This window comes from Actinomadura chokoriensis, from assembly GCF_039529475.1.
GTDB lineage: Bacteria > Actinomycetota > Actinomycetes > Streptosporangiales > Streptosporangiaceae > Spirillospora > Spirillospora bangladeshensis.
This window is the reverse complement of sequence record NZ_BAAAMW010000001.1, coordinates 758,500-785,031: the sequence shown is the minus strand read 5'-3', so window position 1 is coordinate 785,031 and position 26,532 is coordinate 758,500. Positions and strand designations below refer to the sequence as shown.

General features: G+C 72.8%; 22 protein-coding genes. 14 read left to right on the top strand and 8 right to left on the bottom strand.

All coding sequences use genetic code 11. From position 1 onward, the window contains the following. The first annotated feature begins 131 nt into the window (after positions 1-131). Entirely contained in the window at positions 132-3,008 is a 2,877-nt protein-coding gene (gene secA, locus ABFX46_RS03740) for a preprotein translocase subunit SecA (protein WP_346039905.1), read from the top strand. Between the two features lie 58 nt (positions 3,009-3,066). Here the strand turns inward: secA and ABFX46_RS03735 are convergent, their stop codons facing one another. From ABFX46_RS03735 to ABFX46_RS03725, 3 genes are all read right to left on the bottom strand, one after another. Next, the gene (locus ABFX46_RS03735) at positions 3,067-3,483 is read right to left on the bottom strand and encodes an Rv3235 family protein (protein WP_346039904.1); all 417 of its coding nucleotides are present in this window, start codon (positions 3,481-3,483) and stop codon (positions 3,067-3,069) included. Positions 3,484-4,114: 631 nt separating this feature from the next. After that, complete coding sequence (locus tag ABFX46_RS03730; RefSeq protein WP_346039903.1) at positions 4,115-5,485, bottom strand: PTS transporter subunit EIIC; 1,371 nt, start codon at positions 5,483-5,485, stop codon at positions 4,115-4,117. Positions 5,486-5,509: 24 nt separating this feature from the next. Then, on the bottom strand, positions 5,510-6,250 hold the full coding sequence (locus ABFX46_RS03725; protein WP_131943112.1) for a GntR family transcriptional regulator: 741 nt from the start codon (positions 6,248-6,250) through the stop codon (positions 5,510-5,512). A gap of 448 nt (positions 6,251-6,698) precedes the next feature. Here ABFX46_RS03725 and nagA point away from each other — a divergent pair, with 448 nt between their 5' ends. From nagA to ptsP, 7 genes are read left to right on the top strand one after another with little or no spacing between them, the layout of a single operon-like run. After that, positions 6,699-7,859 (top strand): N-acetylglucosamine-6-phosphate deacetylase, encoded by a 1,161-nt coding sequence (nagA, locus tag ABFX46_RS03720; RefSeq protein WP_346039902.1) that lies wholly within the window; start codon positions 6,699-6,701, stop codon positions 7,857-7,859. Further along, positions 7,856-8,896 carry an SIS domain-containing protein gene (locus ABFX46_RS03715; protein ID WP_346039901.1) on the top strand — a complete coding sequence of 347 codons (1,041 nt, stop codon included), beginning with the start codon at positions 7,856-7,858 and terminating at the stop codon, positions 8,894-8,896. Before nagA ends, ABFX46_RS03715 begins: the two co-directional genes overlap by 4 nt. 28 nt (positions 8,897-8,924) lie before the next feature. Then, positions 8,925-9,158 carry a PTS sugar transporter subunit IIB gene (locus ABFX46_RS03710; RefSeq protein WP_131943109.1) on the top strand — a complete coding sequence of 78 codons (234 nt, stop codon included), beginning with the start codon at positions 8,925-8,927 and terminating at the stop codon, positions 9,156-9,158. 32 nt (positions 9,159-9,190) lie between these two features. Beyond that, on the top strand, positions 9,191-9,640 hold the full coding sequence (locus ABFX46_RS03705) for a PTS sugar transporter subunit IIA (RefSeq protein WP_346039900.1): 450 nt from the start codon (positions 9,191-9,193) through the stop codon (positions 9,638-9,640). Further along, the gene (locus ABFX46_RS03700) at positions 9,631-10,308 is read left to right on the top strand and encodes an HAD family hydrolase (RefSeq protein ID WP_346039899.1); all 678 of its coding nucleotides are present in this window, start codon (positions 9,631-9,633) and stop codon (positions 10,306-10,308) included. Before ABFX46_RS03705 ends, ABFX46_RS03700 begins: the two co-directional genes overlap by 10 nt. 12 nt (positions 10,309-10,320) lie before the next feature. Further along, positions 10,321-10,593: an HPr family phosphocarrier protein gene (locus tag ABFX46_RS03695; RefSeq protein ID WP_131943106.1), complete on the top strand. Its 273-nt coding sequence runs from the start codon at positions 10,321-10,323 to the stop codon at positions 10,591-10,593. A 3-nt stretch (positions 10,594-10,596) separates the two neighbouring features. After that, positions 10,597-12,279, top strand: a complete 1,683-nt coding sequence (gene ptsP, locus ABFX46_RS03690) for a phosphoenolpyruvate--protein phosphotransferase (RefSeq protein WP_346039898.1) — start codon at positions 10,597-10,599, stop codon at positions 12,277-12,279. Positions 12,280-12,365: 86 nt separating this feature from the next. On the opposite strand, the gene ABFX46_RS03685 is transcribed toward ptsP, so the two are convergent. The 4 genes from ABFX46_RS03685 to ABFX46_RS03670 all read right to left on the bottom strand — a co-directional run bounded on the left by ABFX46_RS03685 (position 12,366) and on the right by ABFX46_RS03670 (position 18,592). After that, on the bottom strand, positions 12,366-12,884 hold the full coding sequence (locus tag ABFX46_RS03685) for a hypothetical protein (protein WP_346039897.1): 519 nt from the start codon (positions 12,882-12,884) through the stop codon (positions 12,366-12,368). An 82-nt stretch (positions 12,885-12,966) separates the two neighbouring features. Continuing rightward, a complete protein-coding gene (locus tag ABFX46_RS03680; protein ID WP_346039896.1) occupies positions 12,967-14,619 on the bottom strand; it encodes a glycoside hydrolase family 3 protein in 1,653 nt (550 codons plus the stop codon). 99 nt (positions 14,620-14,718) lie between these two features. After that, positions 14,719-16,920 carry a transglycosylase domain-containing protein gene (locus ABFX46_RS03675; protein WP_346039895.1) on the bottom strand — a complete coding sequence of 734 codons (2,202 nt, stop codon included), beginning with the start codon at positions 16,918-16,920 and terminating at the stop codon, positions 14,719-14,721. Positions 16,921-17,284: 364 nt separating this feature from the next. Further along, positions 17,285-18,592, bottom strand: coding sequence for an N-acetylglucosamine kinase (locus ABFX46_RS03670; RefSeq protein ID WP_346039894.1), 1,308 nt, complete (start codon positions 18,590-18,592; stop codon positions 17,285-17,287). Positions 18,593-18,653: 61 nt separating this feature from the next. On the opposite strand from ABFX46_RS03670, the gene ABFX46_RS03665 reads away from it, so the two are divergent. Both ABFX46_RS03665 and ABFX46_RS03660 read left to right on the top strand, forming a co-directional pair. Then, complete coding sequence (locus ABFX46_RS03665; protein ID WP_346039893.1) at positions 18,654-19,631, top strand: MurR/RpiR family transcriptional regulator; 978 nt, start codon at positions 18,654-18,656, stop codon at positions 19,629-19,631. After that, a complete protein-coding gene (locus ABFX46_RS03660; protein ID WP_346039892.1) occupies positions 19,628-20,524 on the top strand; it encodes an N-acetylmuramic acid 6-phosphate etherase in 897 nt (298 codons plus the stop codon). Before ABFX46_RS03665 ends, ABFX46_RS03660 begins: the two co-directional genes overlap by 4 nt. A gap of 718 nt (positions 20,525-21,242) precedes the next feature. Here ABFX46_RS03660 and ABFX46_RS03655 read toward each other — a convergent pair. Continuing rightward, complete coding sequence (locus ABFX46_RS03655) at positions 21,243-22,439, bottom strand: acyl-CoA dehydrogenase family protein (RefSeq protein ID WP_346039891.1); 1,197 nt, start codon at positions 22,437-22,439, stop codon at positions 21,243-21,245. A gap of 61 nt (positions 22,440-22,500) precedes the next feature. Here ABFX46_RS03655 and ABFX46_RS03650 point away from each other — a divergent pair, with 61 nt between their 5' ends. From ABFX46_RS03650 to ABFX46_RS03635, 4 genes are all read left to right on the top strand, one after another. Further along, a complete protein-coding gene (locus ABFX46_RS03650; RefSeq protein WP_346039890.1) occupies positions 22,501-23,148 on the top strand; it encodes an HAD family hydrolase in 648 nt (215 codons plus the stop codon). Positions 23,149-23,172: 24 nt separating this feature from the next. Then, entirely contained in the window at positions 23,173-23,676 is a 504-nt protein-coding gene (locus ABFX46_RS03645) for a DUF6912 family protein (RefSeq protein WP_346039889.1), read from the top strand. 329 nt (positions 23,677-24,005) lie between these two features. Further along, positions 24,006-25,637: an L-glutamate gamma-semialdehyde dehydrogenase gene (pruA, locus tag ABFX46_RS03640; protein ID WP_346039888.1), complete on the top strand. Its 1,632-nt coding sequence runs from the start codon at positions 24,006-24,008 to the stop codon at positions 25,635-25,637. A 143-nt stretch (positions 25,638-25,780) separates the two neighbouring features. Beyond that, complete coding sequence (locus tag ABFX46_RS03635) at positions 25,781-26,491, top strand: HAD family hydrolase (protein WP_346039887.1); 711 nt, start codon at positions 25,781-25,783, stop codon at positions 26,489-26,491. The last annotated feature ends 41 nt before the right edge of the window (positions 26,492-26,532 follow it).

The window sequence follows — 26,532 nt, the reverse complement described above, 5'->3', positions numbered from 1 at the left end:
AAACGGAACCCGCTGTGGATTGCGCTGCGGAGTGACCTAGACCATTCTGGGTCTCGCCTACGATGGCATCGTACGTGTGGTGTGCGTGCCGCCTTGAGCGGTGAACCACGATCTGCAAGGAGCCTTCGAGAGTGCCGCCAGTCATCGACAAGATCCTTCGTGCGGGCGAGGGACGAACCCTGCGCAAGCTCAAGAAGCTCGCGGATCAGGTCAACTCGATCGAGGAGGACTTCCTCGAGATGAGCGACGCCGAGTTGCGCGAGCTGACCGACAAGTACCGGGAACGCATCGCCGACGGCGAGTCCCTGGACGACCTGCTCCCGGAGGCGTTCGCGACCGCACGCGAAGCCGCCAAGCGCGTCCTCGGCCAGCGCCACTACGACGTCCAGATCATGGGCGGCGCGGCGCTGCACCTCGGCAACATCGCGGAGATGAAGACCGGTGAGGGCAAGACCCTGACCTGTGTGCTCCCCGCCTACCTGAACGCGCTGTCCGGCGACGGCGTGCACGTGGTCACGGTGAACGACTACCTGGCCAAGCGCGACGCCGAGTGGATGGGCCGCGTCCACCAGTTCCTCGGGCTGGACGTCGGCGTCATCCTCCCGCAGATGACCCCGGACGAGCGCCGCGCGGCCTACAACTGCGACATCACCTACGGGACGAACAACGAGTTCGGCTTCGACTACCTGCGCGACAACATGGCGTGGAGCCTGGAGGAGTGCGTCCAGCGGGGCCACAACTTCGCGATCGTGGACGAGGTCGACTCGATCCTCATCGACGAGGCCCGGACGCCGCTGATCATCTCCGGCCCGGCCGAGCAGAACTCCAAGTGGTACTCGGAGTTCGCCAAGATCGTCCCGCGGATGAAGCGCGCCGAGCTGATCAGCACGGCCGGCCAGGTCGACGAGTACGGCCCCGGCGACTACGAGGTCAACGAGAAGAAGCGCACGGTCGGCATCACCGAGTCCGGCGTCGAGAAGGTCGAGGACTGGCTCGGCATCGACAACCTGTACGACTCGGCGAACACGCCGCTGGTGAGCTTCCTCAACAACGCGCTGAAGGCCAAGGAGCTCTACAAGCGCGACAAGGACTACGTCGTCATGAACGGCGAGGTCCTGATCGTGGACGAGTTCACCGGGCGCATCCTGCACGGCCGCCGCTACAACGAGGGCATGCACCAGGCCATCGAGGCCAAGGAAGGCGTGGCGATCAAGGACGAGAACCAGACGCTCGCCACGATCACGCTGCAGAACTACTTCCGCCTCTACAACAAGCTGTCCGGCATGACCGGCACCGCCGAGACCGAGGCGGCGGAGTTCAACAAGACCTACAAGATCGGCGTCGTGCCGATCCCGACGAACAAGCCGATGATCCGCGAGGACGTCGCGGACGTCGTCTACAAGACCGAGCAGGCCAAGTTCGAGGCCGTCGTCGACGACATCGCCGAGCGGCACGAGAAGGGCCAGCCGGTCCTGGTCGGCACCACGTCGGTGGAGAAGTCCGAGAAGCTGAGCAAGATGCTCAAGCGGCGCGGCATCCCGCACCAGGTGCTGAACGCCAAGCACCACGAGCAGGAGTCGGCGATCGTCGCGGAGGCGGGCCGCAAGGGCGGCGTCACCGTCGCGACGAACATGGCGGGCCGCGGCACCGACATCATGCTCGGCGGCAACCCCGACTTCCGCGCCGACCTGGAGCTGCACCAGCGCGGCCTGAACCCGCTGGAGAACGCCGAGGAGTACGAGGCGGCCTGGCCGGAGGCCCTGGAGAAGGCCAAGGAGGCCGTGAAGGGCGAGCACGAGGAGGTCGTCGACGCCGGCGGCCTGTACGTCCTCGCGACCGAGCGGCACGAGTCGCGGCGCATCGACAACCAGCTGCGCGGCCGGTCCGGCCGGCAGGGCGACCCGGGCGAGTCCCGGTTCTACCTGTCGCTGGAGGACGACCTGATGCGGCTGTTCAACTCGGCCCGCGTCGAGTCGATCATGACCCGGCTGAACATCCCGGACGACGTGCCGATCGAGTCCAAGATCGTCAGCAACGCGATCAAGTCGGCGCAGAGCCAGGTCGAGCAGCAGAACTTCGAGATGCGCAAGAACGTCTTGAAGTACGACGAGGTCCTGAACCGGCAGCGCAAGGTCATCTACGCCGAGCGCCGCAAGGTGCTGGAGGGCGAGGACCTGTCCGAGCAGATCCGCGGCATGATCGACGAGGTCGTCGCGGGCTACGTCGCGGGCGCCACCGGCGAGGGCTTCGCCGAGGACTGGGACCTCGACAAGCTCTGGAAGGCGTTCAAGCAGCTCTACCCGATCTCCATCACCGTCGAGGACCTGGTCGAGGGCGACGACGGCGACATCTCCGGGCTGGACGCCGAGACCCTCGCCGAGAGGATCCGCGAGGACGCCCAGGCCGCCTACGCCAAGCGCGAGGAGGAGCTCAGCTCGGACGTCATGCGCGAGCTGGAGCGCCGCGTCATCCTCTCGGTGCTCGACCGCAAGTGGCGCGAGCACCTCTACGAGATGGACTACCTCCAGGAGGGCATCGGCCTGCGGGCCATGGCGCAGCGCGACCCGCTGGTCGAGTACCAGCGCGAGGGCTACGACATGTTCAACGCGATGCTCGACGGCATCAAGGAGGAGTCGGTCGGCTACCTCTTCAACCTCGAGGTCGAGGTCGAGGACCAGCCGGAGGCCCCGACCGTCGGCGCCGCGCCCGTCTCCGTCGCCAAGTCGGCCCCCGCGGCCGACGCGGAGGACGACGAGGAGGCCGCCGCCGACGACGTGGAGGAGGCCGACGAGGTCCCCGTGATCAAGGCGAAGGGGCTGGAGAAGCCGTCCCGTCCGAAGAAGCTGGAGTACTCGGCCCCGACCGTGGACGGCGAGGGCGGCGTCGAGCTGCACAGCGAGGAGACCGAGGACGAGTACGCGGGCGTGAACCGCAACGACCCGTGCCCCTGCGGCTCGGGCAAGAAGTTCAAGCGCTGCCACGGCGACCCGCGCAACAAGAACAAGTAGTCGGACAGCACTGCCGCGAAGCGGCCTCCCGGGCGTCCGGGAGGCCGCTTCGCGCATGTCAGGGGGCGGTCGTCTCCAGGGCGGTGCAGCGCCACCGCCCGCGCGCGTGCTCCAGGCGCAGCGCCAGCGCGTGGACGCGTCCGGCGAGGGCCACGACCGCGACGGCCTCCGCCACCGCCGGCGCCGGCCGCTGCACCCTGCTGGACAGCACCTTCGGCGGGACGACCCGCCCTCCGCGCGCCGCCGCGCCGCCGTGCGGGGACACCGCCCGGCACACCGCCGGGACGGCCACGAGCGACAACTGATGCGCGGGCCGCGTCCCCGCCAGCACCTCCACGACGAGCCGTACGGCGGTGTCGGCGACGGCCCGGACCTCGCCGTCCACCCCGTCCCCGGGCCGCACCACCCGCAGCCCCGGCCCCCGCACCGGCCGCACCGCGGGCTGAAGCGCCAGCGCTCCCTGCGTAACCGGCACCGGCCGGTACCGAATGATCCGAACCACCGAAGAACTGACCGGACGACGTCCCATGAGAACCTCCCGACTCGTTTGGAAACAGGAGTCAGAAGCCGCGCAGAAAATACATCCTGACCACCTTCGGCCTCACCTGTAACGTCCGCCCTCAACGACGAACCGGCCCTGTAGCTCGACGACCACGTGCAGACGGCCCAGGTATGCGCGATGGCCGCGTTGGAACGAGACGCCGTGCAAGCGAGAGCCGCTGACGCCCCAGGCACGTTCGGGTTGGGCCGTCTGTTGGCGGGTGTGTGTTCGCCTGGGCCGTCCGTGGGGGAGGCGCGGTCGGCCAGGGCTGTCTGCGGGCGAAGGCGTGTTCGGCTGGCCGTCCGTGGGGGAGGCGCGGTGCGGCCGGGACCGTCTGTGGGCGGAGGCGTGTTCGCCTGGGGCCGTCTGTGGGGGAGGTGTGGTGCGGGGGTGGGGGCGAAGTAGAGGCGGGGGGACGCTGGGGGCGTCCCGCCGCCTTTTGGGAGCAGGTCCCGGACCGGGTGCGGAGGGTCCGGGGCCTTGGGAGCTGGGCCGGTGGGCTGCCGGCCCGGTGGTGGGGCGCCGCGAATAGGGGGTGAGGGGTTCACGGCGCCCCGGGGGAGGGTCAGGTGGCCGGTGTCTCCTGGGGGTCGGCCGTGCCCTTGCGGTTCCGCTTCTTCTTCTCGCCGCCGGCGAGCTCGGGGTCGGCGGCCGGGTCGGCGGCGGTCGACTCCTCGTCGTCGGGTTCGCGGCCCGGGGTCGCGAAGTTGAACTTCTGGATCAGGAATCTGAAGATGAAGTAGTAGAGGAAGAAGTACAGGACGCCCATCCCGAGGATCAGCCAGAGTCCCTGGGTGTTGTCCTTGCGGGCGTTCAGCAGCAGGTCGATGCCGCCGGCGGAGAAGCCGAAGCCGAGCTTGGCGCCGGCCGCCTCCAGGACGGCCATCGAGATGCCGGTGAGGACGACGTGCACGCCGTACAGGACGGGCGCGACGAACATGAACGCGAACTCGATCGGCTCGGTGACGCCGGTGACGAACGCGGTGAGCGCGGCGGAGATCATGATGCCGCCGACCGCGGGACGCCGGTGCGGCGGCGCCGCGTGCCAGATCGCGAGGGCCGCGCCGGGCAGGCCGAACATCAGCACGGGGAAGAACCCGGCGAGGAAGCCGCCCGCGTTCGGGTCGCCGGCCAGGTAGCGGTTGATCTCGCCGTGGACGACGCCGTCCGGGGTGTTGTAGTCGCCGAACACGAACCAGATGAGCGAGTTCGGGATGTGGTGCAGGCCGAAGGGCAGCAGGAGGCGGTTGATGACGCCGTAGATGCCCGCGCCCGCGGCTCCCGCCCCGGTGATCCAGTCGCCGGCGTCGGTGAGCCAGCTGCCGAGCACCGGCCAGACGAAGCCGATCACGATGCCGAGCGCCAGGCCGGCCACGGCGGTGATGATCGGGACGAACCGGCGGCCGCCGAAGAACGCCAGCCAGGTCGGCAGCTTGATCCGGTAGTACCGCTGGTAGAGCAGCGCCGCGATGACGCCCATCAGGATGCCGCCGAGCACGTCCGTCGGGTTCTTGGCGCCCCAGTCGATGACCTGCGCCTGCGCCCCGTCCGTCACCTTGGTGATCAGGACGTTGCCCTTGAGTTCGCTGGTGTGCGAGAACATGATCTTGGAGACCCGGTCGAAGACCAGGTAGCCGACCACGGCGGCGAGCGCCGTGGAGCCGTCGGACTTCTTGGCGAAGCCGATCGCCACGCCGACGGCGAACAGCAGCGGCAGGGCGGCGAACAGCGCGTTGCCGGCCTCGCCGACGATCTCGGCGACGCGGTCCCAGCCGAGACCGTCGGCGCCGAGCATGTCGGCCTGGCCGAAGCGCAGCAGCAGCGCGGCGGCGGGCAGCACGGCGATCGGCAGCATGAGGCTGCGGCCGATCCGCTGCAGCACCGCGAGGGTGCTCGACCCTCGTCGCGGTGCTGAGTCCACTGTTGTCGCAGTCATCGCGAGGTTCCTCCTCAGGGGTGTTCAGGAGTGCGGCGGGGGATTTCCGAGGGCCGTGTGGATCTGGTAGCGGTCCGCCCTGTAGGTCGACACGCCCAGCTCGGCGCACACACCTCCGGTGTACGAGCGGCGTTGCAGGAGCAGCACGGCACTGCCCCGGGCGATCTGCAGGTGCCTGGCGTCGGCTGCGTCGGCCAGGCTGGCGTCGATGGTCTGGTCGCCCGCGTCGAAGACGAGCCCGTACACCGCCTCGAGGACGCCGTACAGGGAGCGGTCGGCGAGCCGGCGGTCGAGCAGGTCGGGGGCGAGGGAGGCCAGGATGTGCGCGCGTTCGAGGGCCATGGGCTCCCCGTCGGCGGTGCGGAGGCGTTCGATGACGTGGATCTCGGTGCCGGTCTCGACATCGAAGATCCGGGCGAGCCGCGCGTCGGCCGGGACGGTCCGGCGGTCGAGGTCGATCGCGCCCGGCCGCAACCCGCGGGCCAGCATGTCCTCGGTGAACGAGACGAGCCGCAGCGGCATCTCGATCTTGGGCCGGGCGACGAACGTGCCCTTCCCCGGGACGCGGTAGAGCCGCCCCTCGGAGACGAGCTGGTCGACGCCCTGCCGGACGGTCATGCGGGACAGCTCGTACCGGACGCACAGCTCGCGCTCCGACGGGATCGGGGCGTCGACGGGCAGCTCCGCGCTCTCGATCAGATCGAGCAGGATCGCGCGGAGCTGGAAGTACTTCGGTACGGGACTATGCGGATCGATGGTGGTCACGGGGGTCCTCGATGGCCGGGGGCCGGATCGACGGGGTTCGCCGGGTTTCGACGGAAGAGTGGACTAGTCGGTGGATAGAAGGTATGCGATTCGGTTCGTACTGGTCTAGGCCGGACTAGACCACAGGTCCGAAAGGCATGTCAATGCACGACTTCGTAACGAACCGGTCACGTCCCCACGGGGTCAAGATCGAAGAATGCGCAGGTCAGGGCGGCATCGCGGATGCGCCGTCCGGTTCGGCGGAGACGGTCTGACCTTGGCCGGGCCTCCCGCGGCGGGAGCCGTGGACGGCCTCGGCCCGCGATCGATCCGGCACCGGACGAGTTTCGTCCCGCATCTTCTTCTCCATCCGATTCGTGGAGTATGGTGCGTACTGGTCTAGTCCGGACTAGACCAGTTGACCGGAGGAACGACCCCGCGATCATCGCGTCACAGAGAGCGCGCACCCATGGCATCACTCCTGATCACGGCCGACCGCATGATCATGACCCCCGCGGGCAGTCCTACCCGCGTCGTCTCCCCCGGATACGTCCGCGCGGTGGACGGCGTGATCACCGAGGCCGGCGAGGGCCGCCCGGACGAGGCGCCCGACGTCCACCTCCCCGACGGCCTGCTCGCGCCCGGCCTGGTCGACCTCCAGGTGAACGGCTTCTACGGCCACGACATGGTGGACGCCGACGAGGCCGCCTGGCACACCGTCGTCTCGCGTCTGCCCGAGACGGGCGTCACCGCGTTCCTCCCCACGTTCATCACCGCGCCGGTCGAGACCCAGGCCGCCGCCCTCCGCCGCACCCGCGACCTCCTGCCGGGCCTGCCGGCGGGGACGCGCGTCCTCGGCGTCCACCTGGAGGGCCCGTTCCTGTCGGAGAAGCGCAAGGGCGCGCACAACCCCGGCCACCTCACCGACCCTGCGCCGGACGCGATCGCGACCCTGCTGGAGACCGGCCTGGTCAAGCTGGTCACGCTCGCGCCCGAGCGCGACGGCGCGCTGGAGGCGATCCGCACGCTGACCGGCGCGGGCGTCCTGGTCAGCGTCGGGCACAGCGACGCGACCGCCGCGCGGACCAGGGCCGCGGCCGACGCCGGCGCCCGCATGGTCACCCACATCTTCAACGCGCAGAGCGGCGTCCACCACCGCGACCCGGGCGTGGCCGTGCAGGCGCTCATCGACGACCGGCTGAGCCCCGGCCTCATCCTCGACCTGCACCACGTCTCGGCCGAGGTGGCGCAGCTGGTGTTCCGGGCCGCGCCGGGACGGGTCGTGCTCGTCACCGACGCCGCGTCCGCCGCCGGGATGCCGCCCGGCACCTACGACCTCGGCGGCGAGCCCATCACGATGCCCGAGCAGGGCCCGCCGCTGCGCGCCGACGGCACCATCGCCGGGTCCGGCCTCCGGCTGGACGAGGCGGTCGGCAACGCGATCGGCCTCGGCCTCGACCCGGCCGCCGCGGTGGACGCGGCCACCCGGGTCCCGGCCGACCTCATCGGACGTCCCGACCTCGGCCGGATCGCGCCCGGCGCCGCCGCCGACCTCGTGTGGCTGGGGCCGGACCACCGCGCGCGTACCACGTGGTCGGGCGGGCAGAAACTCTACGGAGGGGGATCATGACCAGTCAGATGCGCGCCGAGATCGGTGAGCAGCCGGACGCGCTGCGCCGGACGATCGACGCGCTCCTCCCGCGCACCGCCGACATCGCGGCGCTCGCGCGGGAGACCCGGCAGGTGCTGTTCATCGCGCGCGGCTCGTCCGACAACGCCGCGGTGTACGGGCGCTACCTGGTCGAGTCGCACGCCGGCCGGCTCGCCACCCTCGCGGCGCCGTCCATCGCGACGACCTACAAGCGCAGGCTGGACCTGGACGGCGTGCTCGCCGTGGCGATCAGCCAGTCCGGCAAGACCGAGGAGATCGTCGAGACCCTCGACTGGGCGAAGGACTGCGGCGCCCGGACGGTCGCCGTCACCAACGGCGCCGGGTCCCCGCTGGCCGAGGCCGCCGAGGTCGCGCTGGTCACCGACGCGGGCGACGAGATCGCCGTCCCGGCCACCAAGACCTACACGACGCAGCTCGCCGCGCTGTCGGTGTTCGGCCTCGGCCTCGGCGCGGACGTCGCCGTCGACGACCTGCGCCGCGTCCCCGACGAGGTCGCCCGGATGGTCGCGCTGACCGAGGCGTCGCCCGCGCTGCCGGAGATCGTCGAGGAGCTGGCGAAGGTCCCCGGCGCGGTCGTGTCCGGGCGCGGCATCGCGTTCGGCACCGCGCTGGAGCTGGCGCTGAAGATCAAGGAGGCGTGCTACCTGCACGCCATGGGCCTGTCGTACGCCGACCTGCTGCACGGCCCGATCGCCGTCGTGGACGCGCAGACCCCCGCGCTGCTGGTCGCCGCCGACTCCGGCCCGACGCTGGCCGGCACGGTCGCGCTGGCCCGCCGGGTCGAGGGGGCGGGCGCCCGCGCCTACGGCGTCGGCGGCGGCGCCGAGCTGGCCGCGGCGTGCTCGGCCGCGCTGCCCGGCCCCGGCCTGCCGGAGTGGCTGGCACCGCTCGGCCTCATCGTCCCCGGCCAGCTGCTGGTCGAGAACCTGGCCCGCCGGCTCGGCGTCGACCCCGACGTCCCGCGCGGCCTGAACAAGGTCACCCAGACCGACTGACCCACCCCCACCGAGAGAAGAGAAGGACATGGACAAGGCCGAGGCCATCATCGCGGCGCTGGGCGGCGCCGACAACATCGTCGAGATCGAGCCGTGCGCCACCCGGCTGCGGACCGAGGTCGAGGACGCCGGCAAGGTCGACGAGGCCGCGCTGAAGAAGGCGGGCGCGTTCGGCGTCATGCGCAGCGGCACCGTCGTGCAGGTCGTCGTGGGGACCGAGGCCGACACCCTCGCCAGCGACATCGAGGACATCCTCGACTGACCCGGTCCGCAAGGACCCATGGGAGGCCCCCAATGACCCGAGTACTGTCCCCGGTCACCGGCCGGGTCGTCGGCCTCGCCGGCGTCCCCGACCCGGTCTTCGCCCAGGCCATGGTGGGCCCGGGCACGGCGGTCGATCCCGAGCGCGGCCCCGGCGAGGCCATCGCCCCCGTCACCGGGAAGATCGTCAAGCTGCATCCGCACGCCTACGTGGTGGTGGACGCGGAGGGCCACGGCGTCCTCGTCCACCTCGGCATCGACACCGTGAAGCTCAAGGGCGAGGGGTTCGAGCTGCTCGCCGCCGAGGGCGAGGAGGTCACCGCCGGCCAGCCGGTCGTCGGCTGGAACCCGGCCGTGATCGAGGCGGGCGGCCGCTCGCCGATCTGCGCGGTCGTCGCGCTGGACGCGGGCGCCGACGCGCTGTCGGACGTGCTGGAGTCGGGCGAGGTGACGAAGGGGGCCGAGCTCTTCACATGGCGGTGATCGGCCTCGGCGCGGCGGTGTTCGACCTCGACGGCACCCTCATCGACACCGAGCCGCGCAACCGGGTGATGTGGTCCCGGCTGTTCGACGCGCACGGCGTCCCCTGGGACGACGGGCTGATCGCCTCGTTCGCGGGGCGGCGCGGGCTGGAGGTGCTGGCCGACCTCGCGCACCTGTTCCCCGGCCGGACGGTCGAGGAGCTGTTCGAGCAGGCGGTCTCCTACGAGTCGCTGCCGGGGATGCCGGCGGTCGCGCCCGTCCCCGGCGCGGTCGACCTCGTCCGGTCGCTGGCGGACGCGGGGGTGCCGCTCGCGGTGGTGACGTCCGGCCAGCGCCCGTACGCGGAGCGGCTGCTGGCCGAGCTGGGCGTCCGCGACCTGCTCGACCTGGTCGTGACGGCCGGGGACGTCGTCACCGGCAAGCCGCATCCGGAGGGCTATCTGGCCGCCGCGCGCGACCTGGACGTCCCGCCGGCCGAGGCGGTCGGGTTCGAGGACGCCCCGGCGGGCGTGGCGGCCGTGAAGTCCGCGGGCATGACCTGCGTGGGCGTCAGCACGACGCAGCCGGTGGGCGCGCTCGCCGGGGCCGACCACGTGGTGGCCGATTTCAAGAGAGTGGAAGTCGTCCCGGGCCCGGCGCTGCGCGTGCCGGGCCTCGGACACAACTAGAGGGAGTGTGCGGTGAGCGAGCGCAACGTCAAGATCGAATCCAGGGTGGGGCTGCACGCGCGGCCGGCCGCGCTGTTCGTCCAGACCGCGGCCAAGGCCCCGATGGACGTGACCGTGGCCAAGCGCGGCGGCGACCCGGTGAACGCCAAGAGCATCCTCGCGGTGCTGGGGCTGGACGCCCGGCACGGTGAGGAGATCGTCCTGTCCGCGGACGGCGACGGCGCCGACGAGCTGCTCGACAGCCTGGAGAAGCTGCTGTCCACGCCGGAGCCCGAGGGGGCCTGACCGGTGCCGGACGTACTGCAGGGCACGGGCGTCAGCCCGGGCGCCGGCGCCGGGCCGGTGCGCAAGATCGCCGGTGACGTCCCCGAGCCGCCCGCCGGCGACCGGCACGGCGGCGACGCGGACGCCGAGCGGGACATCGCGCTCGCCGCGCTGGAGGCCGTCGCCGCCGACCTGGAGGAGCGCGGGGAGCGCGCCGCCGCGGCCGGCAACACCGACGGCCGGGACGTGCTCGGCGCGCAGGCGCTGATGGCCCGCGACCCGGGCCTCGCCGACGGGGTCCGCGCCAAGGTCGGCGAGGGCGTCGCGGCCGCCCGCGCGGTGTTCGAGGCGTTCGGCGTCTACCGGGAGATGCTCGCCGGGGCGGGCGAGTATCTCGCGGCCCGGGTCACCGACCTGGACGACATCCGCGACCGCGCGGTCGCCCGGCTGCTCGGCCTGCCGGTGCCCGGCGTCCCGGAGTCGGACGAGCCGTTCGTCCTCGTCGCGCGCGACCTCGCGCCGGCCGACACCGCCGTCCTCGACCCGGCGAAGGTCGTCGCGTTCGTGACCGAGGAGGGCGGGCCGACCAGCCACACCGCGATCATCGCCCGGACGATGGGCGTGCCCGCGGTCGTGGCGCTGCCGGGGGCGACGTCGCTCGACGACGGGGTCCGCGTCCTCGTCGACGGCGCCGCCGGGACCGTGCGGCTCGACCCGTCCGAGGAGGACGTGCGGGCGGCGCGTTCGGCGGTCGCCGCGCGGGCGTCCGCGCTGGCGGAGGTCACCGGGCCGGGCGCGACCGCCGACGGCCGTCCGGTGCCGCTGCTGGCGAACATCGGCGGGCCGAAGGACCTGGAGGCGGCGCTCGCCAACGGCGCCGAGGGCGTCGGCCTGTACCGCACCGAGTTCCTGTTCCTGGACCGCGCGACGCCGCCGTCCGACGCGGAGCAGGAGGAGGCGTACCGCACGGTGCTGGAGGCGTTCCCGCAGGGCCGGGTCGTCGTCCGGACGCTCGACGCGGGCGCCGACAAGCCGCTCGCGTTCCTGCCCGCGCCCGGCGAGGAGCCGAACCCGGCGCTCGGCGAGCGCGGTGTCCGGATGTCGCTGCGGCACCCGGACGTGCTGGCCGCGCAGCTCGCCGCGCTCGTCCGCGCCGCCGCCGGGCTGACCGCGAAACTCCAGGTCATGGCCCCGATGGTGACCGACGCCGGGGAGGCCGCCTGGTTCGCCGAGCAGTGCCGGGACGCCGGCGTCGCGCATCCCGGCGTCATGATCGAGGTGCCGGCCGCGGCGCTCCGCGCCCGCGACATCGCGGCGGAGGTGGAGTTCTTCAGCATCGGCACCAACGACCTCACCCAGTACGCGTGCGCGGCGGACCGGCAGGTCGGCGGCCTCGCGCATCTCCAGGACCCGTGGCAGCCCGCCGTCCTCGACCTGGTCGCCCCGGCGGCCGGCGCGGGCGTCCCGTGCGGGGTCTGCGGCGAGGCGGCCGGCGACCCGGCGCTGGCCTGCGTGCTGGTGGGCCTAGGCGTGACATCCCTGTCGATGAGCGCCCCGTCCCTCCCCTTGGTGCGCGCCGCCCTGGCCCGCCACACCCTGGACCAATGCCGGCAGGCAGCGGAGGCCGCCCGAACCGCCCGCACAGCCGCCCAAGCCCGCGAAGCGGCCCGCACCCACCTCCCCGCCCTGACCGACCTGGGCCTGTAGCCGCCTCCACCGACCCGTTGACCTGCGGCGTGTTGTTGTTATGAGCGCGCGGATAACAACAACACGCCGCAGGTCAACGAGGCGCGTCAGGTGGTGATCTGCCAGTAGGGGCCGGTCTTGCGGAGGGTGAAGGTCGTCTTGAGCAGGCCGCCCGGACGGGCGGGCGCGCCCTTCCAGGCCAGGTCCGCGAACCGGACCGTGTAGACGCCGTCCCCCGGCCCCGGCTGGCACACCGGGACGGTCACGCCGCGCAGCGCCGCGAGGTCCTCCGGGCGCAGCTTCGCGCGGGCCCGCGCGAAGCCGGTGCGGCAGGCGGCGGGCCCGCCGAACACCCGCTGCTGGTAGGCGGCCGTCAGGTAGGCGCACGCCTTGGCGTTCCCCACCGCGATGCCGCGCAGGTACTTGTAGAGCGCCATCCGCGCCGGGAGGGTCTCCTTCGCGGACGCCGCCGCAGTCGCCGTGGTCGCCGTGGTCGTCGTGTCGGCGAACTGCGAGTCGCCCGGTTCCGGGGTGAGCGGCGGCATGGTGACCTCGTCCTGCCCGCCGCAGGCGCCCAGCAGCGGAAGCACGACCAGGACGGCGGCGAGAAGCGGACGGACGCGCACGGAGACCTCCCGGGGGGAAGAAGGCGGCCCGATCCTCCCAGTAAGCGGGCCTCCGCGTCCAACGAACGCCCCTGACCGGGGGCTAGGAGGGGTAGCCGAGCCCGTAGCCGGCCGGGTGCCCGCCCGCCGGCACCGGCAGCCTGCCCGTCGGCTTCACCGCCCCGCTCAGCACCTTCGCCAGCGCGGTGACGGAGGCCGTGCTGGAGGAGTAGGTGGCGAGCGCCGCCGCCGCGCCGCCCGCGGCGTCGAGGTCGTAGGGGCGTTCGAGCGCGGCGACGACGACCGGCTTCGGGCCGAGCGCCCGGATGCGGGACGCGGTCGCCGATCCCGCGTTCTGCGTGGTCAGCACGGTGACGTCCGCCGCGCCCCGGGCGGCCGTCGCGACGCCCTGCCGGCGGAGCGCCGCGAGGAGCCGGTCGGCGCCCGGCCCGGACACGGCGACCTTCCGGCCCTTGAGGGGCAGCAGCCCGCCCTTGTTGCGGACGAGCGTGACCGAACGCTCGGCGACCCGCCGGGCCGTGGCCGCCTGCGCGGCCGTCCCGATCGCCGCCTCCGCCTTGGCCGGGTCGGCCGCCGTGCCCTGGAACAGGCCGCGCCGCTGCTTGAGCGTGAGGATGCGGGTGACCGACTCGTCGAGCCGCTTCTCCGTGATCTTCCCGGACCGGACGGCCTGGACCACCGCCTTGTAGGCGCGCGGCAGGCTCGGCGGCATCAGCAGCTGGTCGGCGCCCGCGTTGATCGCCCGGACCGGGACGGCGGCGTCGCCGTACTTCTCCCGCACGCCCGCCATCTGCAGCGAGTCCGTGCTGATGACGCCCTGGTAGCCGAGCTTGCCGCGCAGCAGCCCGGTCAGCACGGTCTTCGACAGCGTGGACGGATCGCCCGACTTGTCGAGCTTCGGGACGACGATGTGCGCGGTCATGATGACGTCGACACCGGCCGCGATCGCCGCCTTGAACGGGGGCGCGTCGAGCCGCTCCCACTCCGCCGGCGAGTGCTTGATGACCGGAAGCCCGGTGTGGCTGTCGACGGCGGTGTCGCCGTGCCCGGGGAAGTGCTTGGCGGTGGCGGCGACCCCGGCGTCCTGGTAGCCGCGGACCGCGCCGGCCGTCATCGTGGAGGCGAGCGCCGGGTCGGACCCGAACGAGCGCAGCCCGATCACCGGGTTGCGCGGGTTCACGTTGACGTCGGCGTCCGGGGCGTAGTCGAGGTTGATGCCGACGGCGCGCAGCTCGGTGCCGGTGACGCGGGCGGCGGCACGGGCGTCGTCGGGGCTGCGGGTGGCGCCGAGCGCCATGTTGCCGGGGAACCGGGTGATGAACGGGGTGCGGGACACGATGCCCTGCTCCTCGTCGACGCCGAGCAGCAGCGGGATCTTCGCGGCCTTCTGCAGCGCGTTCGACTGCGCCGCCGTGCGGGCCGGGGAGCCGAAGTTCTCCGGGAAGTAGATCAGCCCGCCGACGTGGTACTTCCGGACCTTGGCGAGGGCGTCGGCGCGGCTGGAGAAGGCCGGGACGAACAGCTGCCCGACCTTCTCCTGGACGCTCATCCGCGCGACCCTGCCGGGAATCCACGCGTCCGGCGCGGTCGTGCGCGCGCTCGGCGGGGCCGACGGCGTGCCGGACCCGGCGGACGGCGTCCGCCGGCCCTCGCCGCTCCCACCGCCGCCGCAGCCCGCGACCCCGCAGGCCAGCAGGGCCGCCGCCGCGAGCGCGAGGGGACGTGAAGCACCCACCTGACCAGGCCCCCCGACATGGTCTCGGTTCCTCGCTCGCATCGGACGCCCGCGACGCTAGCCGCTCCCGGGGGCGCTGTCGACTCGATCTCCGGCGGGTCAGCCGGTCCCGGACCGCGGTTCGTCCGTTGTGCGGACCTTGCCCGTGGGGAGCGGCCTGCCGTCCGGGGTCTCGGGGAGCGTGCGCGGGTCGCCGCCGGTTCCCGGGGTGGCGCCGGTGACCGGTTCACCGCCGGAGGGCGGCGTCTTCCTGGGGCCCGGGCCCGCGGAATCGGGCGGGGTCGCGTTCCGCGCGGCCGGGTCCGGGTCGGTCCAGTCGGCGGCGGTGCCCCTGAAGGCGGGGCGCGGGAACCCCTCGGCCGGCAGGCCGCGGGAGAGCTGCTCCATGAACGCGTGCCAGATCGCGGCCGGGACGTTCTCCCCGGCGACCGTCCCGGTGAAGCCGGGCAGGTTCCGCAGCGTGGCGGGCCGGGCGTTGCCGACCACCACGGCCGTCGAGACCTGCGGGACGTACCCGACGAACCAGGCGGCGCGGTTGTGCTCGGTCGTGCCCGTCTTGCCCGCCGCCTCGCGGCCGGTCAGCGCCGCGCGCCCGCCCGTCCCCTTCAGGACGGTCGCCCGCATCGCGGCGGTGGCCTGCGCGGCCTGTTCCGCGTCCAGCACGCGGCGGCCCGGCCCGTCCCAGGGCAGCGGGACCCGGCGGCCCTTCGCGTCGACGACCTTGGTGACCAGGTGCGGGACGACCGCCGTGCCGCCGTTGGCGAAGGCCGCGTACCCGGCGGCCTGGGTGGCCGCCGAGACGTCGGGGATGCCGAGCGCGACGCCCGCCTGCCCCGCGAAGGGCTTGAGCGCGGCGTCCGGCACGCCGAACAGCCGCGCGGTCTCGATGACGTTCGCGATGCCGACCTTCAAGGCCGCCTTCACGTACCCGGTGTTGACCGACAGGGCGGTCGCCTCGACCATGTCGATCGTGCCGAGCGACCCGATCTCCTCGTCGTTCTCGACCTTGTAGCCGGGTGCGGTCATCGGCGTGGCGTCGCCGTTCGGGGCGAACTTCTGCGGGGACCTGCCGCTCACCTTCGTCCGGACGCTGAGGCCCTTGCGCAGCATCGCGGCCAGCACGTACGGCTTGAACGTCGAGCCCGCCTGCGCGACCGGCGCGAACACCGAGTCGACCTGGCTGCGCTTCGGGTCGCCGCCGTAGAGCGCCTTCACCGCGCCGGTCCGGGAGTCGACGGCGACGAGCCCGCCGTGCACGGTGCGCGGCCACTCCGGTTCGCGCGCCCCGCGCATGGCCCGCTCGGCGTACCGCATCCAGCGCTGGTCGAGGCCGGTGTAGATCTTCAGGCGGCCGTTGACGACGCCGTCCATCGGGATGCCGGCGCTCGCGAGCTCGGTCTCGACCCGGTGGCGGACGAGGAGGTCCTGCCCGGACAGGCCGACGCCGGTCCACTCGTCCTGCGTGCGGGGGAAGCGCTGCCGGTCGGCGTCGGCGCGGCTCAGCCGGCCCATCGACACCATGCCGTCCAGGACGTAGGCCCAGCGGGAGCGCAGCGCCCGTGCGGCCGCGTCGTCGCCCTGCGTCTTGAAGTACGTTGGCCGCTGGATCATCGCGGCGAGCAGGGCGCACTGCGCGACGTCGAGCTGCCAGACGTCCCTGTCGAAGTAGGCGCGGGCGGCGGCCTGCACCCCGGACGTCTGCCGGCCGAAGTAGATGGTGTTGAGGTACAGGTCGAGGATCTCGTCCTTGGCGCGGCTCCGGTCGAGCTTGAGCGCGATGAAGATCTCCTTGACCTTGCGGCGCATCGTCCGGTCGCGGCTGAGGCCCTTGAAGTAGTTGCGGGCGAGCTGCTGGGTGATGGTGGAGCCGCCCTGGGTGTCGCCGCCGGCGACGTTGTTCCACAGGGCGCGGAACGTCCCGGTGGGGGAGACGCCGTGGTCGCCGTAGAAGCCGCGGTCCTCGGCGGCGAGCACCGCCCAGCGCAGCCGGTCGGGGATCTGGTCGTGCCGGACGGCCTCCCGGTTGGCGCCGAGGCGGAACAGCGGCGTCCGGCCGTCGGCGTAGTAGACGGTGGAGCCCTCGTCGGTGACGCCGTCCTGCGGCTGCGTCGGCAGCGGCGTGCGGAGGTAGGCGACCACGGTGGCGGCGGCCGCCAGCACGACCGGTGTGAGGATGATCACGACCAGCCGGCGGCCGGGACGCCACCCGGGCAGAACGGGACGGATCAGTCGGGACGGGATGAACCGCAGCAGGCGTGAGAGGGCCGGCCGGACACGGCGGGCCCTGGGCAGGGAGTGCATGCGACCTCGTTCGACGTGGAGTACGGAGTCGGCCGTCGTCCGGGCATGGGAGCGCGAGCGGGCATGCCTCTCGGGGGCATGCGCGTGAGTGGATGCGCTGTGCGGGTCGGGAGAAGCCCCGCGCGGACGACGCTGCGGAATTGCGCAGCCAAGTCGGTACGTGCCACGCCTGTGGCCGGTGGTCCCGCCGGACACGGTCCCAACGGGACCGCTCTGACGGCTCTGGTGCCACCGTGGTAACAGCTTAATCACGATGGACCCCGGACTCGCAAGCGATTGCGAAATCTGTGGGGTCCATCGCGATGAACCGGACGGCCGCGGTGCCGTCCTCCGGATGTCCTGCGCCGCGCGCGGGCGGGGCGGCTCAGCCGGGCAGGGGATGGCCGAGGCGGCGCAGCGCCATCCCGGCCGCGCCGACGGCTCCGTCGCCGGCGCAGCGCGGCGCCTCGGCGAAGCGGTCGCGCAGCCCGGTGCGGACGGCCTCGGCGACGGGGCCTTCACGGAGCACCGAGCCGTGCATGACGACCGGTGCGCTGGGGTCGGACAGGGCCGGGCGCACCGCGTCGACGTCGCGCAGCAGCCACTGCGCGGCCTCCTCGGTGATGCGCCGGGCCACGGGATCGCCGGCGGCCGCGGCGGCGGCGACCACCGGGCCGAGCCGGCCGAGGGCGGCGGGCGGGCGGCCGTAGACCTCCTTGATGATCGCCTGGGCGAGCCGCGGGTTGGGCGGCGTTCCGGGCAGTTCGGGGTGCCCCGGCGGACCGGGGGCCGCCGGGTGTCCCGGCGGCCCCAGCGAGCCCGGCGGCCCGGTATGCCCGGCGTGGCCCGGCGGGCCCGGCGGGCCGTGCGAGCCGGCCCCGCCGCCGGGCGGCGGCCGGGAGCCGGACGGGGGATAGGGGTCGCCGGGGAGCAGGACGGCGGTTCCCGTCCCGGTCCCCGCGGGGGGTGCCCCTCCGGAGGCGAGCGAGGCGGCGTGCGGCAGCACGGAGACGCCCGGATGCGGCCCCGAAGACGCCAAGGGGGCGCCGGCCATGGCCAGCGCCCTCGGACGTCGGGGTCTTCGCCGCTCCCCGTCGATCTCCGCGACCACGGTGGGGCCGAGCAGCGCGCGCGGAACCGAATCGGTGAGCAGGGTCGGGGAGCCGCGGCCGTCGTAGGCGGCGAGCGCCGCGCGGACGGCCTCCTTCCCGAGCCAGACCGCCGAACCCTCGTCCCCGACGAGCCAGCCGTAGCCGTCCGCGCGCTGCACGATCGTCCCGTCGCTGATGACCGCCGCGCCGGCGCCCGTGCCGGAGAACACCACGATGCCCTTGGGCTCGCTGGTCCCGGCGGCGAACGCCACCGCGATATCGGTCACCACCGCGGGCGAGCCGCGCAGTCCGACGGCCTGCCAGGCCTGCCGCGCCGCCGTGACGGCGGCGGGCCGGCCGGCCGAGCCGGCGCCGGCGATGCCGAACACGCCGGTGAGGATCAGGGTTCGGTCCAGGTCCCCGAGCGCTTCCCGCAGGGCGGTGGTCAGCGCCCCCGCGGTGTCGCCTCCGGAGTTGGGGTTGGCCCCCGGGCCGGTGCCGGAACCGGCCAGGGCACCCCCTAGCGTCAGCACGACGCAGCGGGTCTTCGTGCCACCCGCGTCGATACCGACCACGTAAGGACCGGCCAAATGGGTCAACACATGGCGACCGTAGCCTTTTCTACCGTTGACGTGACATCCTGTGCGTAAGAAAATTTCCTCCATGAGGAAACCCATCGGCCCTGACCAGGGCCCCGAGCGGGGGATCACGGGGGAGCACGGCGTACCGCCGGAGACGGCGGCGTCCGGCCGGGATGCGACGCCGCTCAGCACCGTCGTGCGGGTGCGCTCGCTGCTGCCCTCGCTGCCCCCCGCCGAGCGACGAGTCGCGCAACGCGTCATCGACGACCCCGAGGGGGTCGCCAACTCCACCATCACCGAACTGGCCCAGGCCTGCGGCACGTCCGAGACCACCGTCATCAGGTTCTGCCGGGCGATCGGCTTCCACGGCTACCCGGAGCTGCGGCTGACCCTCGCGACCGAGGCCGGACGGGCGCAGAGCGCGTCCGGCGGCCGGGTCATCGGCAGCGACATCAGCCCCGACGACTCCCTCGAGCAGATCGTCGAGAAGGTCACCTTCGCCGACGCGCGCGCCGTCGAGGAGACCGCCTCCCAGCTCGACATCAAGATGCTCGAACAGGTCGTGGACGCGGTCGTCGCCGCCGACCGGGTCGACGTGTACGGCGTCGGCGCGAGCGCGTTCGTCGCGGCCGACTTCCAGCAGAAGCTGCACCGCATCGGCCGGGTGTGCTCGGCCTGGGCGGACGCGCACATCATGCTGACCAGCGCCGCCGTCCTCGGCAGCGGCGACGTGGCGATCGGCATCTCGCACACCGGCGCGACGGTGGAGACCATCGACGCGCTGGAGGTCGCCAAGACCAGGGGCGCCAAGACCGTGGCGCTCACCAACTTCCCGAAGTCCCCGATAGCGGACGCGGCCGACCTGATCCTGACGACGGCCGCGCGGGAGACGACCTTCCGCTCCGGCGCCACCGCCAGCCGGCTGGCGCAGCTCACCGTGGTCGACTGCGTCTTCGTCGGAGTGGCGCAGCGCACCTACGGGCCGACCCGCAAGGCCCTGGAAGCCACATTCGAGGCGGTCCGCGGGCGGACCGTGCGACCCGACCGGAGGCGTCGGTGATCGATTGCGAGCTCCCCACCGAGGGACGGAACCCCCGGACCCTCGACGTCGACACGCTGCCGACCATGGAGGTGCTGCGACTGATCAACTCCGAGGACGCGGCCGTGCCGATGGTCGTCGCCGCCGTCCTGCCCGAGGTCGCCCGGCTGGTGGACCTCGCCGTCGCGTCGCTGCGCGCGGGCGGCCGGGTGCACTACTTCGGCGCCGGCACGTCCGGCCGGCTCGCGGTGCTGGACGCTGCCGAGCTGCCGCCGACGTTCGGGATCTGGGGCCGGGTGGTCGCCCACCACGCCGGCGGGCCGGGCGCGCTGTCCCAGGCGGTCTCCGACGTCGAGGACGACGTCGAGCTCGGCCGCCGGGACGCCCGCGACGTCCGGCCCGGCGACGTCGCGATCGGCATCGCGGCGAGCGGGCGCACCCCGTACGTGGTGGGGGCGCTGCGCGCCGCCGCCGCGGTCGGGGCGCGCACCGCGCTGATCAGCTGCAACCCCCACACCCCCTACGGCGACGAGGTGGAGGTGCACATCGGCCTCGCCACCGGGCCCGAGGTGATCAGCGGGTCCACCCGGATGAAGGCGGGCACGGCGACCAAGCTCGTGCTCAACTCCTTCTCCACCACGCTGATGATCAGGATGGGCCGCACGTACTCCAACCTGATGGTCAGCGTGAACGCGCTGAACTCCAAGCTGCGCGCCCGGCTGGTGCGCATCCTCACGGAGGCGACCGGCATGGACGCCCGCACCTGCGAGAACGCGCTCACCGAGGCGGGGGGGAACACCCGCGTGGCACTGGTCTCGCTGCTCGGCGAGGTGCCCGCGGCACGCGCGACGACCGTCCTGGAGGAGACGGACGGCGGCGTCCGCGAGGCACTGCAACGTCTGCGCTCAGCCTGACCTCCGACAGCGCACACCCCCCGAGGCGAAGGGCCGCAGAGCCCCGCCAAAAGGGACCGGAAAAGACCGACGAGAAGAACCCGGGGGACCCGGCCGTGCAGGGCCGGCAACCCGAAAAATGCCCGGCACCCGTCCACCCCGAAACCACCCGGCAAGGGACCGACGGAACCGGAAGAGGGGACCGCGACGAGCCACAAAGGCCCGCGAGAACAGCCGCAGACCGGCCATGAAGGACCGAGAACCGGCGTGAGCGGACGGGAGACCGGCTGCGCAAGACCGGTGAACCCGAAGAAGGAACAGGGGAACGGCCGCGCAACACCGACCCGGCAAGAACCAAGCCGAGGCCGGGCTGTGCGGGCCGGTGAGTTGAAGGAAGGGACCGGGGAGCGGCTCGTGCAGGACCGGTGAGCCGGCGAGATGTAGGCCGGGGCCGGACTGTGCGGTTGGTGAACCGGCAGAAAGGACCGGGGAGCGGCCCGTGCAGGGTCGGTGAATCGGCGAGAAGTAGGCCGGGGCCGGGTTGTGCGGGGCCGGTGAACCGGGGAAAGGGGAACGGGGAAGGGCCGTGTAGGCCAGGGGACCGGAGGAGTCAGTCCGGGGACCGTCCGGCCAGGGGGCCGGCGGACCGGGGGAGACGCCGGCCGATCGAGGGATCCGTGATCATGCGATCGTCCCCGCATCGATCGCATGATCACGGACGCCTCCCGCCGGGGCGGGGTCAGCTCTCGTAGCGGCGCAGTTCCTGGCGGGCGACGGTGCGGACGTGCACCTCGTCCGGGCCGTCGAAGATCCGCATGGCGCGGACCCAGGCGTACATCGCGGCGAGCGGCGTGTCGTCGGACACCCCGGCGCCGCCGTGGACCTGGATGGCGCGGTCGAGCACCTCGTGGGTGATCCGCGGCACGACGACCTTGATCGCGGCGATCTCGGAGCGGGCGCCCTTGGACCCGTGCCTGTCGATCAGCCAGGCGGTCTTCAGGGTGAGCAGGCGGGCCTGCTCGATCGCCATCCGCGACTCGGCGATCTGCTGCCGGACCACGCCCTGCTTGGCGAGCGGGCCGCCGAACGCGACCCGGTCGACGGCGCGCCGGCACATCAGCTCCAGCGCCCGCTCGGCCATGCCGAGCGCCCGCATGGCGTGGTGGATGCGGCCGGGCCCGAGCCGCGCCTGCGCGATCATGAACCCGTCGCCCTCGTCGGCGATCAGGTTCGACACCGGCACCCGGACGTCCTCGAACAGGATCTCCGAGTGGCCGTGCTGGTCCTGGTAGCCGAACACCGGCAGATGCCGGACGATCGTCAGCCCCGGGGTGTCGCGCGGCACGAGCACCTGCGACTGCTGCCGGTGGACGGGCCCGTCCGGGTCGGTCTTGCCCATCACGATGAAGATCTTGCAGCGCTCGTCGGCGGCGCCGGTGATGAACCACTTGCGGCCGTTGATCACATACTCGTCGCCGTCCCGGACGATCGAGGTCGTGATGTTGGTGGCGTCGGAGGAGGCGACCTCGGGCTCGGTCATCGCGAACGCGCTGCGGATCTCGCCGTTCAGCAGCGGCTCCAGCCACCGCCGCTTCTGCTCGTCCGTCCCGAACATGTGCAGGACTTCCATGTTCCCGGTGTCGGGGGCGGCGCAGTTGACCGCCTCCGGCGCGAGGTCGGGCGACCGCCCGGTCAGCTCGGCGAGCGTCGCGTACTCCAGGTTCGTCAACCCGGACACGTCCGGCAGGAACAGGTTCCACAGCCCGCGCCTGCGTGCCTCGGCCTTCAGCTCCTCGACGACCGGCGGCAGCGCGTGCGGGTCGTTCTCCGCACGCCACGCTGCGTACACCGGCTCGGCCGGGTAGACGAACCCGTCCATGAACTCCTGGAGGCGTTCCTGGTACTCGCGTGCCTTCGGGCTGAGTTCGAAGTCCATGCCGCGCATTCTGGCAGAACGAGATTCGGTCGGAGGGGCCGGGATCGCCTACCATCGGGCCGTGCCCTCCGAACAACCGGTCAAAGCCGTCATCACCGACTGGGGCGGCGTGCTGACGTCCCCCCTCGCCGACGCCATCGCCGTCTGGCTCGCCGCCGACCGCATCGACGCCGAGCACTACAAGAACGTCATGCGCGCCTGGGTGAAGCAGGCCTACGACGGCGCCGGGACGAACCCGATCCACGGGCTCGAGGACGGCTCCCTCGGCGTGGCCGAGTTCGAGCGCCTGCTCGCCGCCGAGCTGCTCACCGTCGACGGCGGCCCGGTCGAGGCCGCCGGCCTCATCGCCCGCATGTTCGGCGCGTTCACCCCGGTCGAGCCGATGTACGCCGCGCTCCGCGCCGCCCGCGCCGCCGGGACCCGCACCGCGCTGCTGTCCAACTCCTGGGGCAACGAGTACCCGCGCGACCTGTTCGCCGACCTGTTCGACGCCGTCGTGATCTCCGCCGAGGTCGGCATGCGCAAGCCCGACGAGCGGATCTTCCGGCACGCCCTGGACCTGCTCGGCCTGGACGCCGCCGAATGCGTCTTCATCGACGACATCGAGCACAACATCCGGGCCGCCGAGGCCCTCGGCATCCGTGGCATCCACCACACCGCCCCCGACACCACGATCGCGGAACTGCGCGCCCTGGACCTCCTGCCCTGACGTTCTGGCAGACTGCTGATCGTCATGCGCGTCTACCTGCCGTCCACGCTGCCGCTCCTCGCCGGCGTCCACGCCGCGCGCGAGATCGGCCCCGCGCCGCTCGCCGCCCACGCGGTCACGCCCGCGCTCCGCGAGTGGTACGCGAGCGGTGACCTGGAGGAGCTGGAGTACGCGGCGATGTCCGCCGCCGCCCGCGCCTCGCTCCGCCTCCTCGCCGCCGACCCGTCCGCCCCGCGCCGCCGCGTCGTCCTGGCCGCCGAGGTGCCCGACGCCGCCATCGCCTGGTCCAACACGGACCTGGCCAACGGCGACCGCGCCCTGGTCGAACTCTCCACGACCGTCCCGTGGAAGAAGATCGCCTCCGGCCACGTGGACGACCCGGACGCCGCCCCCGACATCACCGCCGCGGTGGAAGCCCTGGCCGCCGCCGACGCCGGCGACGAAGATGCCCGCTTCACCGTGGACGGCGCCGAAGGCCACGACCTGCTCTGGTACGCCACCCAAGAACTCCCAGACCTCCTCCCCTGACCCCGGCCGGGTTCACCGAACCGGTGCTCCAGGCGACGCCGCCCCAGGCCGAGACCGCTCCAGGCCGAGACCGTCCCAGGTCGAGACCGTCCCAGGCCGAGACCGCTGAACATTTGGGCATGGCGTTGGTCGTGGGTGGTGGGTGGCATGGACGGCGTTGAGGGGGCGGAGCTGTTCTGGGGTGAGCGCACCCAGCTTCGCAAGCACCCGACCGTCCTCGCGGTGGCGGGTGGGACTCGGTCGGCTTCTTCGGTTTGTCGATTTTTGGGTTGGGGCGGGTAGGGGCTCGGGCAGGTCGACAACGTCGTCGGAGCGCAGGGAGCCGTGAGATGGACGCCGCCACCACAGTGCCGGTACCGGTGAACGAGCCGGTCAAGGGATATGCGCCGGGGAGCCCGGAGCGGGCCGCGCTGGAGGCGCGGATCAAGGAGCTCGGCGGGACGCAGACCGAGCTGGCGATGACGATCGCCGGGGAGCGGCGCATGGGCGCGGGCACGCCCATCGACGTGGTGGAGCCGCACAACCGCGCGCACGTCCTCGGGCGCATGGGCGACGCCACCGAGGCGGACGTCACCGAGGCCGTCATCGCGGCGGAGGAGGCCGCGCCCGCGTGGCGGGCCATGGCGTTCGACGACCGCGCCGCGATCTTCCTGCGCGCCGCCGATCTGCTCGCCGGGCCGTGGCGGGCCACGCTGAACGCCGCCACGGTCCTCGGCCAGTCCAAGTCGGTGCAGCAGGCCGAGATCGACGCCGCCTGCGAGCTGATCGACTTCTGGCGGTTCAACGTCGCGTACGCGCAGCGGATCCACGAGCAGCAGCCGCTGTCGTCGCCGGGCGTGTGGAACCGGCTGGAGTACCGGCCGCTGGAGGGCTTCGTCCTCGCCATCACCCCGTTCAACTTCAGCGCGATCGCCGGGAACCTGCCGACCTCGGCCGCCCTGATGGGCAACGTCGTGGTCTGGAAGCCGTCGCCCACGCAGCAGCTCGCCGCGCACTTCACGATGCGGCTGCTGGAGGCCGCCGGACTGCCGCCCGGCGTGATCAACATGGTCACCGGGAACGGGCGGGCCGTCTCCAACGTGGCGCTGCGGCACCCCGACCTCGCCGGGCTGCACTTCACCGGCTCGGCCGCCACGTTCCAGGCGCTCTGGCGGACGATCGGCGAGAACATCGGCGGCTACAGGGGCTACCCGCGGATCGTCGGCGAGACCGGCGGCAAGGACTTCGTGGTCGCGCACCCGTCCGCCGACCCGGCCGTGCTGAAGACGGCGCTCGTCCGCGGCGCGTTCGAGTACCAGGGGCAGAAGTGCTCCGCCGCGTCCCGCGCCTACATCCCGCGCTCCGTCTGGGACCGCATGCGGGACGATTTCTGCGCCGAGACCGAGTCCCTGACCATGGGCAACGTCGCCGAGGACCTGTCCACGTTCATGGGCGCCGTCATCGACGACCGCGCGTTCGCCAAGCACCGCGCGGCGATCGAGCGCGCCCGCGGCATCGACACCATGAAGATCCTCGTCGGCGGGGAACTGGACGACTCGCGCGGCTACTTCGTCCGCCCGACCGTCCTGGAGTCGTCCGACCCGACCGACGAGATCTTCACCCGCGAGTACTTCGGCCCGATCCTCGGCGTGCACGTCTACGACGACGGCGACTACGACACCGTCCTCGTCCAGATGGAGGGCGTCTCCGAATACGGCCTGACCGGCGCGATCATCGCCGAGGACCGCGCGGCCATCGCCGAGGCCACCGAGAAGCTCCGGTTCGCCGCCGGGAACTTCTACATCAACGACAAGCCGACCGGCTCGATCGTGGGCCAGCAGCCCTTCGGCGGCGCCCGCGCCTCCGGCACCAACGACAAGGCCGGCTCCATCTTCAACCTCACCCGCTGGACGAGCGTCCGCTCCATCAAGGAGACCTTCGTCCCGCCGACCGACTACCGCTACCCCCACATGGGCCCCTGACAGCCGTCCCGCACGGTGCGCGGGCGGGTTTCGGGCGGGTGGTTGCGGTGGGGCCGGGGAGGCCGGACGATAAGGTCGCTCATCGTGGCGGGTGCCGGGGTCGCGTGTCCGCCGATGCTCCTCCGACCGCGCATGGGAACGGGATGTCGACGCTGAACCGTCTGGTGCTGTGGAACATCGATCACACGCTGGTCGACGTCGGGCGGGTCACCCGGGACGCCTACGCCGAGGCGTTCCAGCGGACCATCGGGCGGCCGCTGGTCCGGCTCGCGCCCACCCCCGGCCGCACCGAGTCCGAGATCATCTTTGAGACGCTCGCGTTCAACGACGTCGTCACCACCGACGACCATCTGCCCGCGTTCTTCGACGCGCTCGCGGAGGCGTTCGCGTCCCGCGGTGCCGATCTGCGTTCGCACGGGCGGGTCCTGGCCGGTGCCGGGGAGGCCGTCGAGGCGCTCGCGCACGTCCCCGGTGTCGTGCAGTCCGTGCTGACCGGCTCCATCCAGCCGAACGCCATGCTGAAGGTCAGGGAGCTGGGCCTCGCCGGGCGCCTCGACCTGGACGCCGGCGGCTACGAGAACGGCGTCTACAGCAAGGCCGCCCTCCTCGAACTGGCCCGCAGCCGCGCCGGCGACCGGCACGGCACGAGCTACCCCGACTCCGCGACCGTCTACATCGCCGACTCGCCCCGCGACGTCCAGGCGGCCCACATCGCCGGCTCCCCGATCATCGCGGTCGCCACCGGCAGTGCCACCGAGGCCGAACTCCGTGCCGCCGGTGCGGAGACCGTCCTCGCGACTCTCGCCGACACCGACGCCGTTGTGTCGGCCGTGGCCGATCTGACCCGTATCTGACCCCATACCGATCCGTCTCCTCCTGTCGGTGCGCCCCCGTG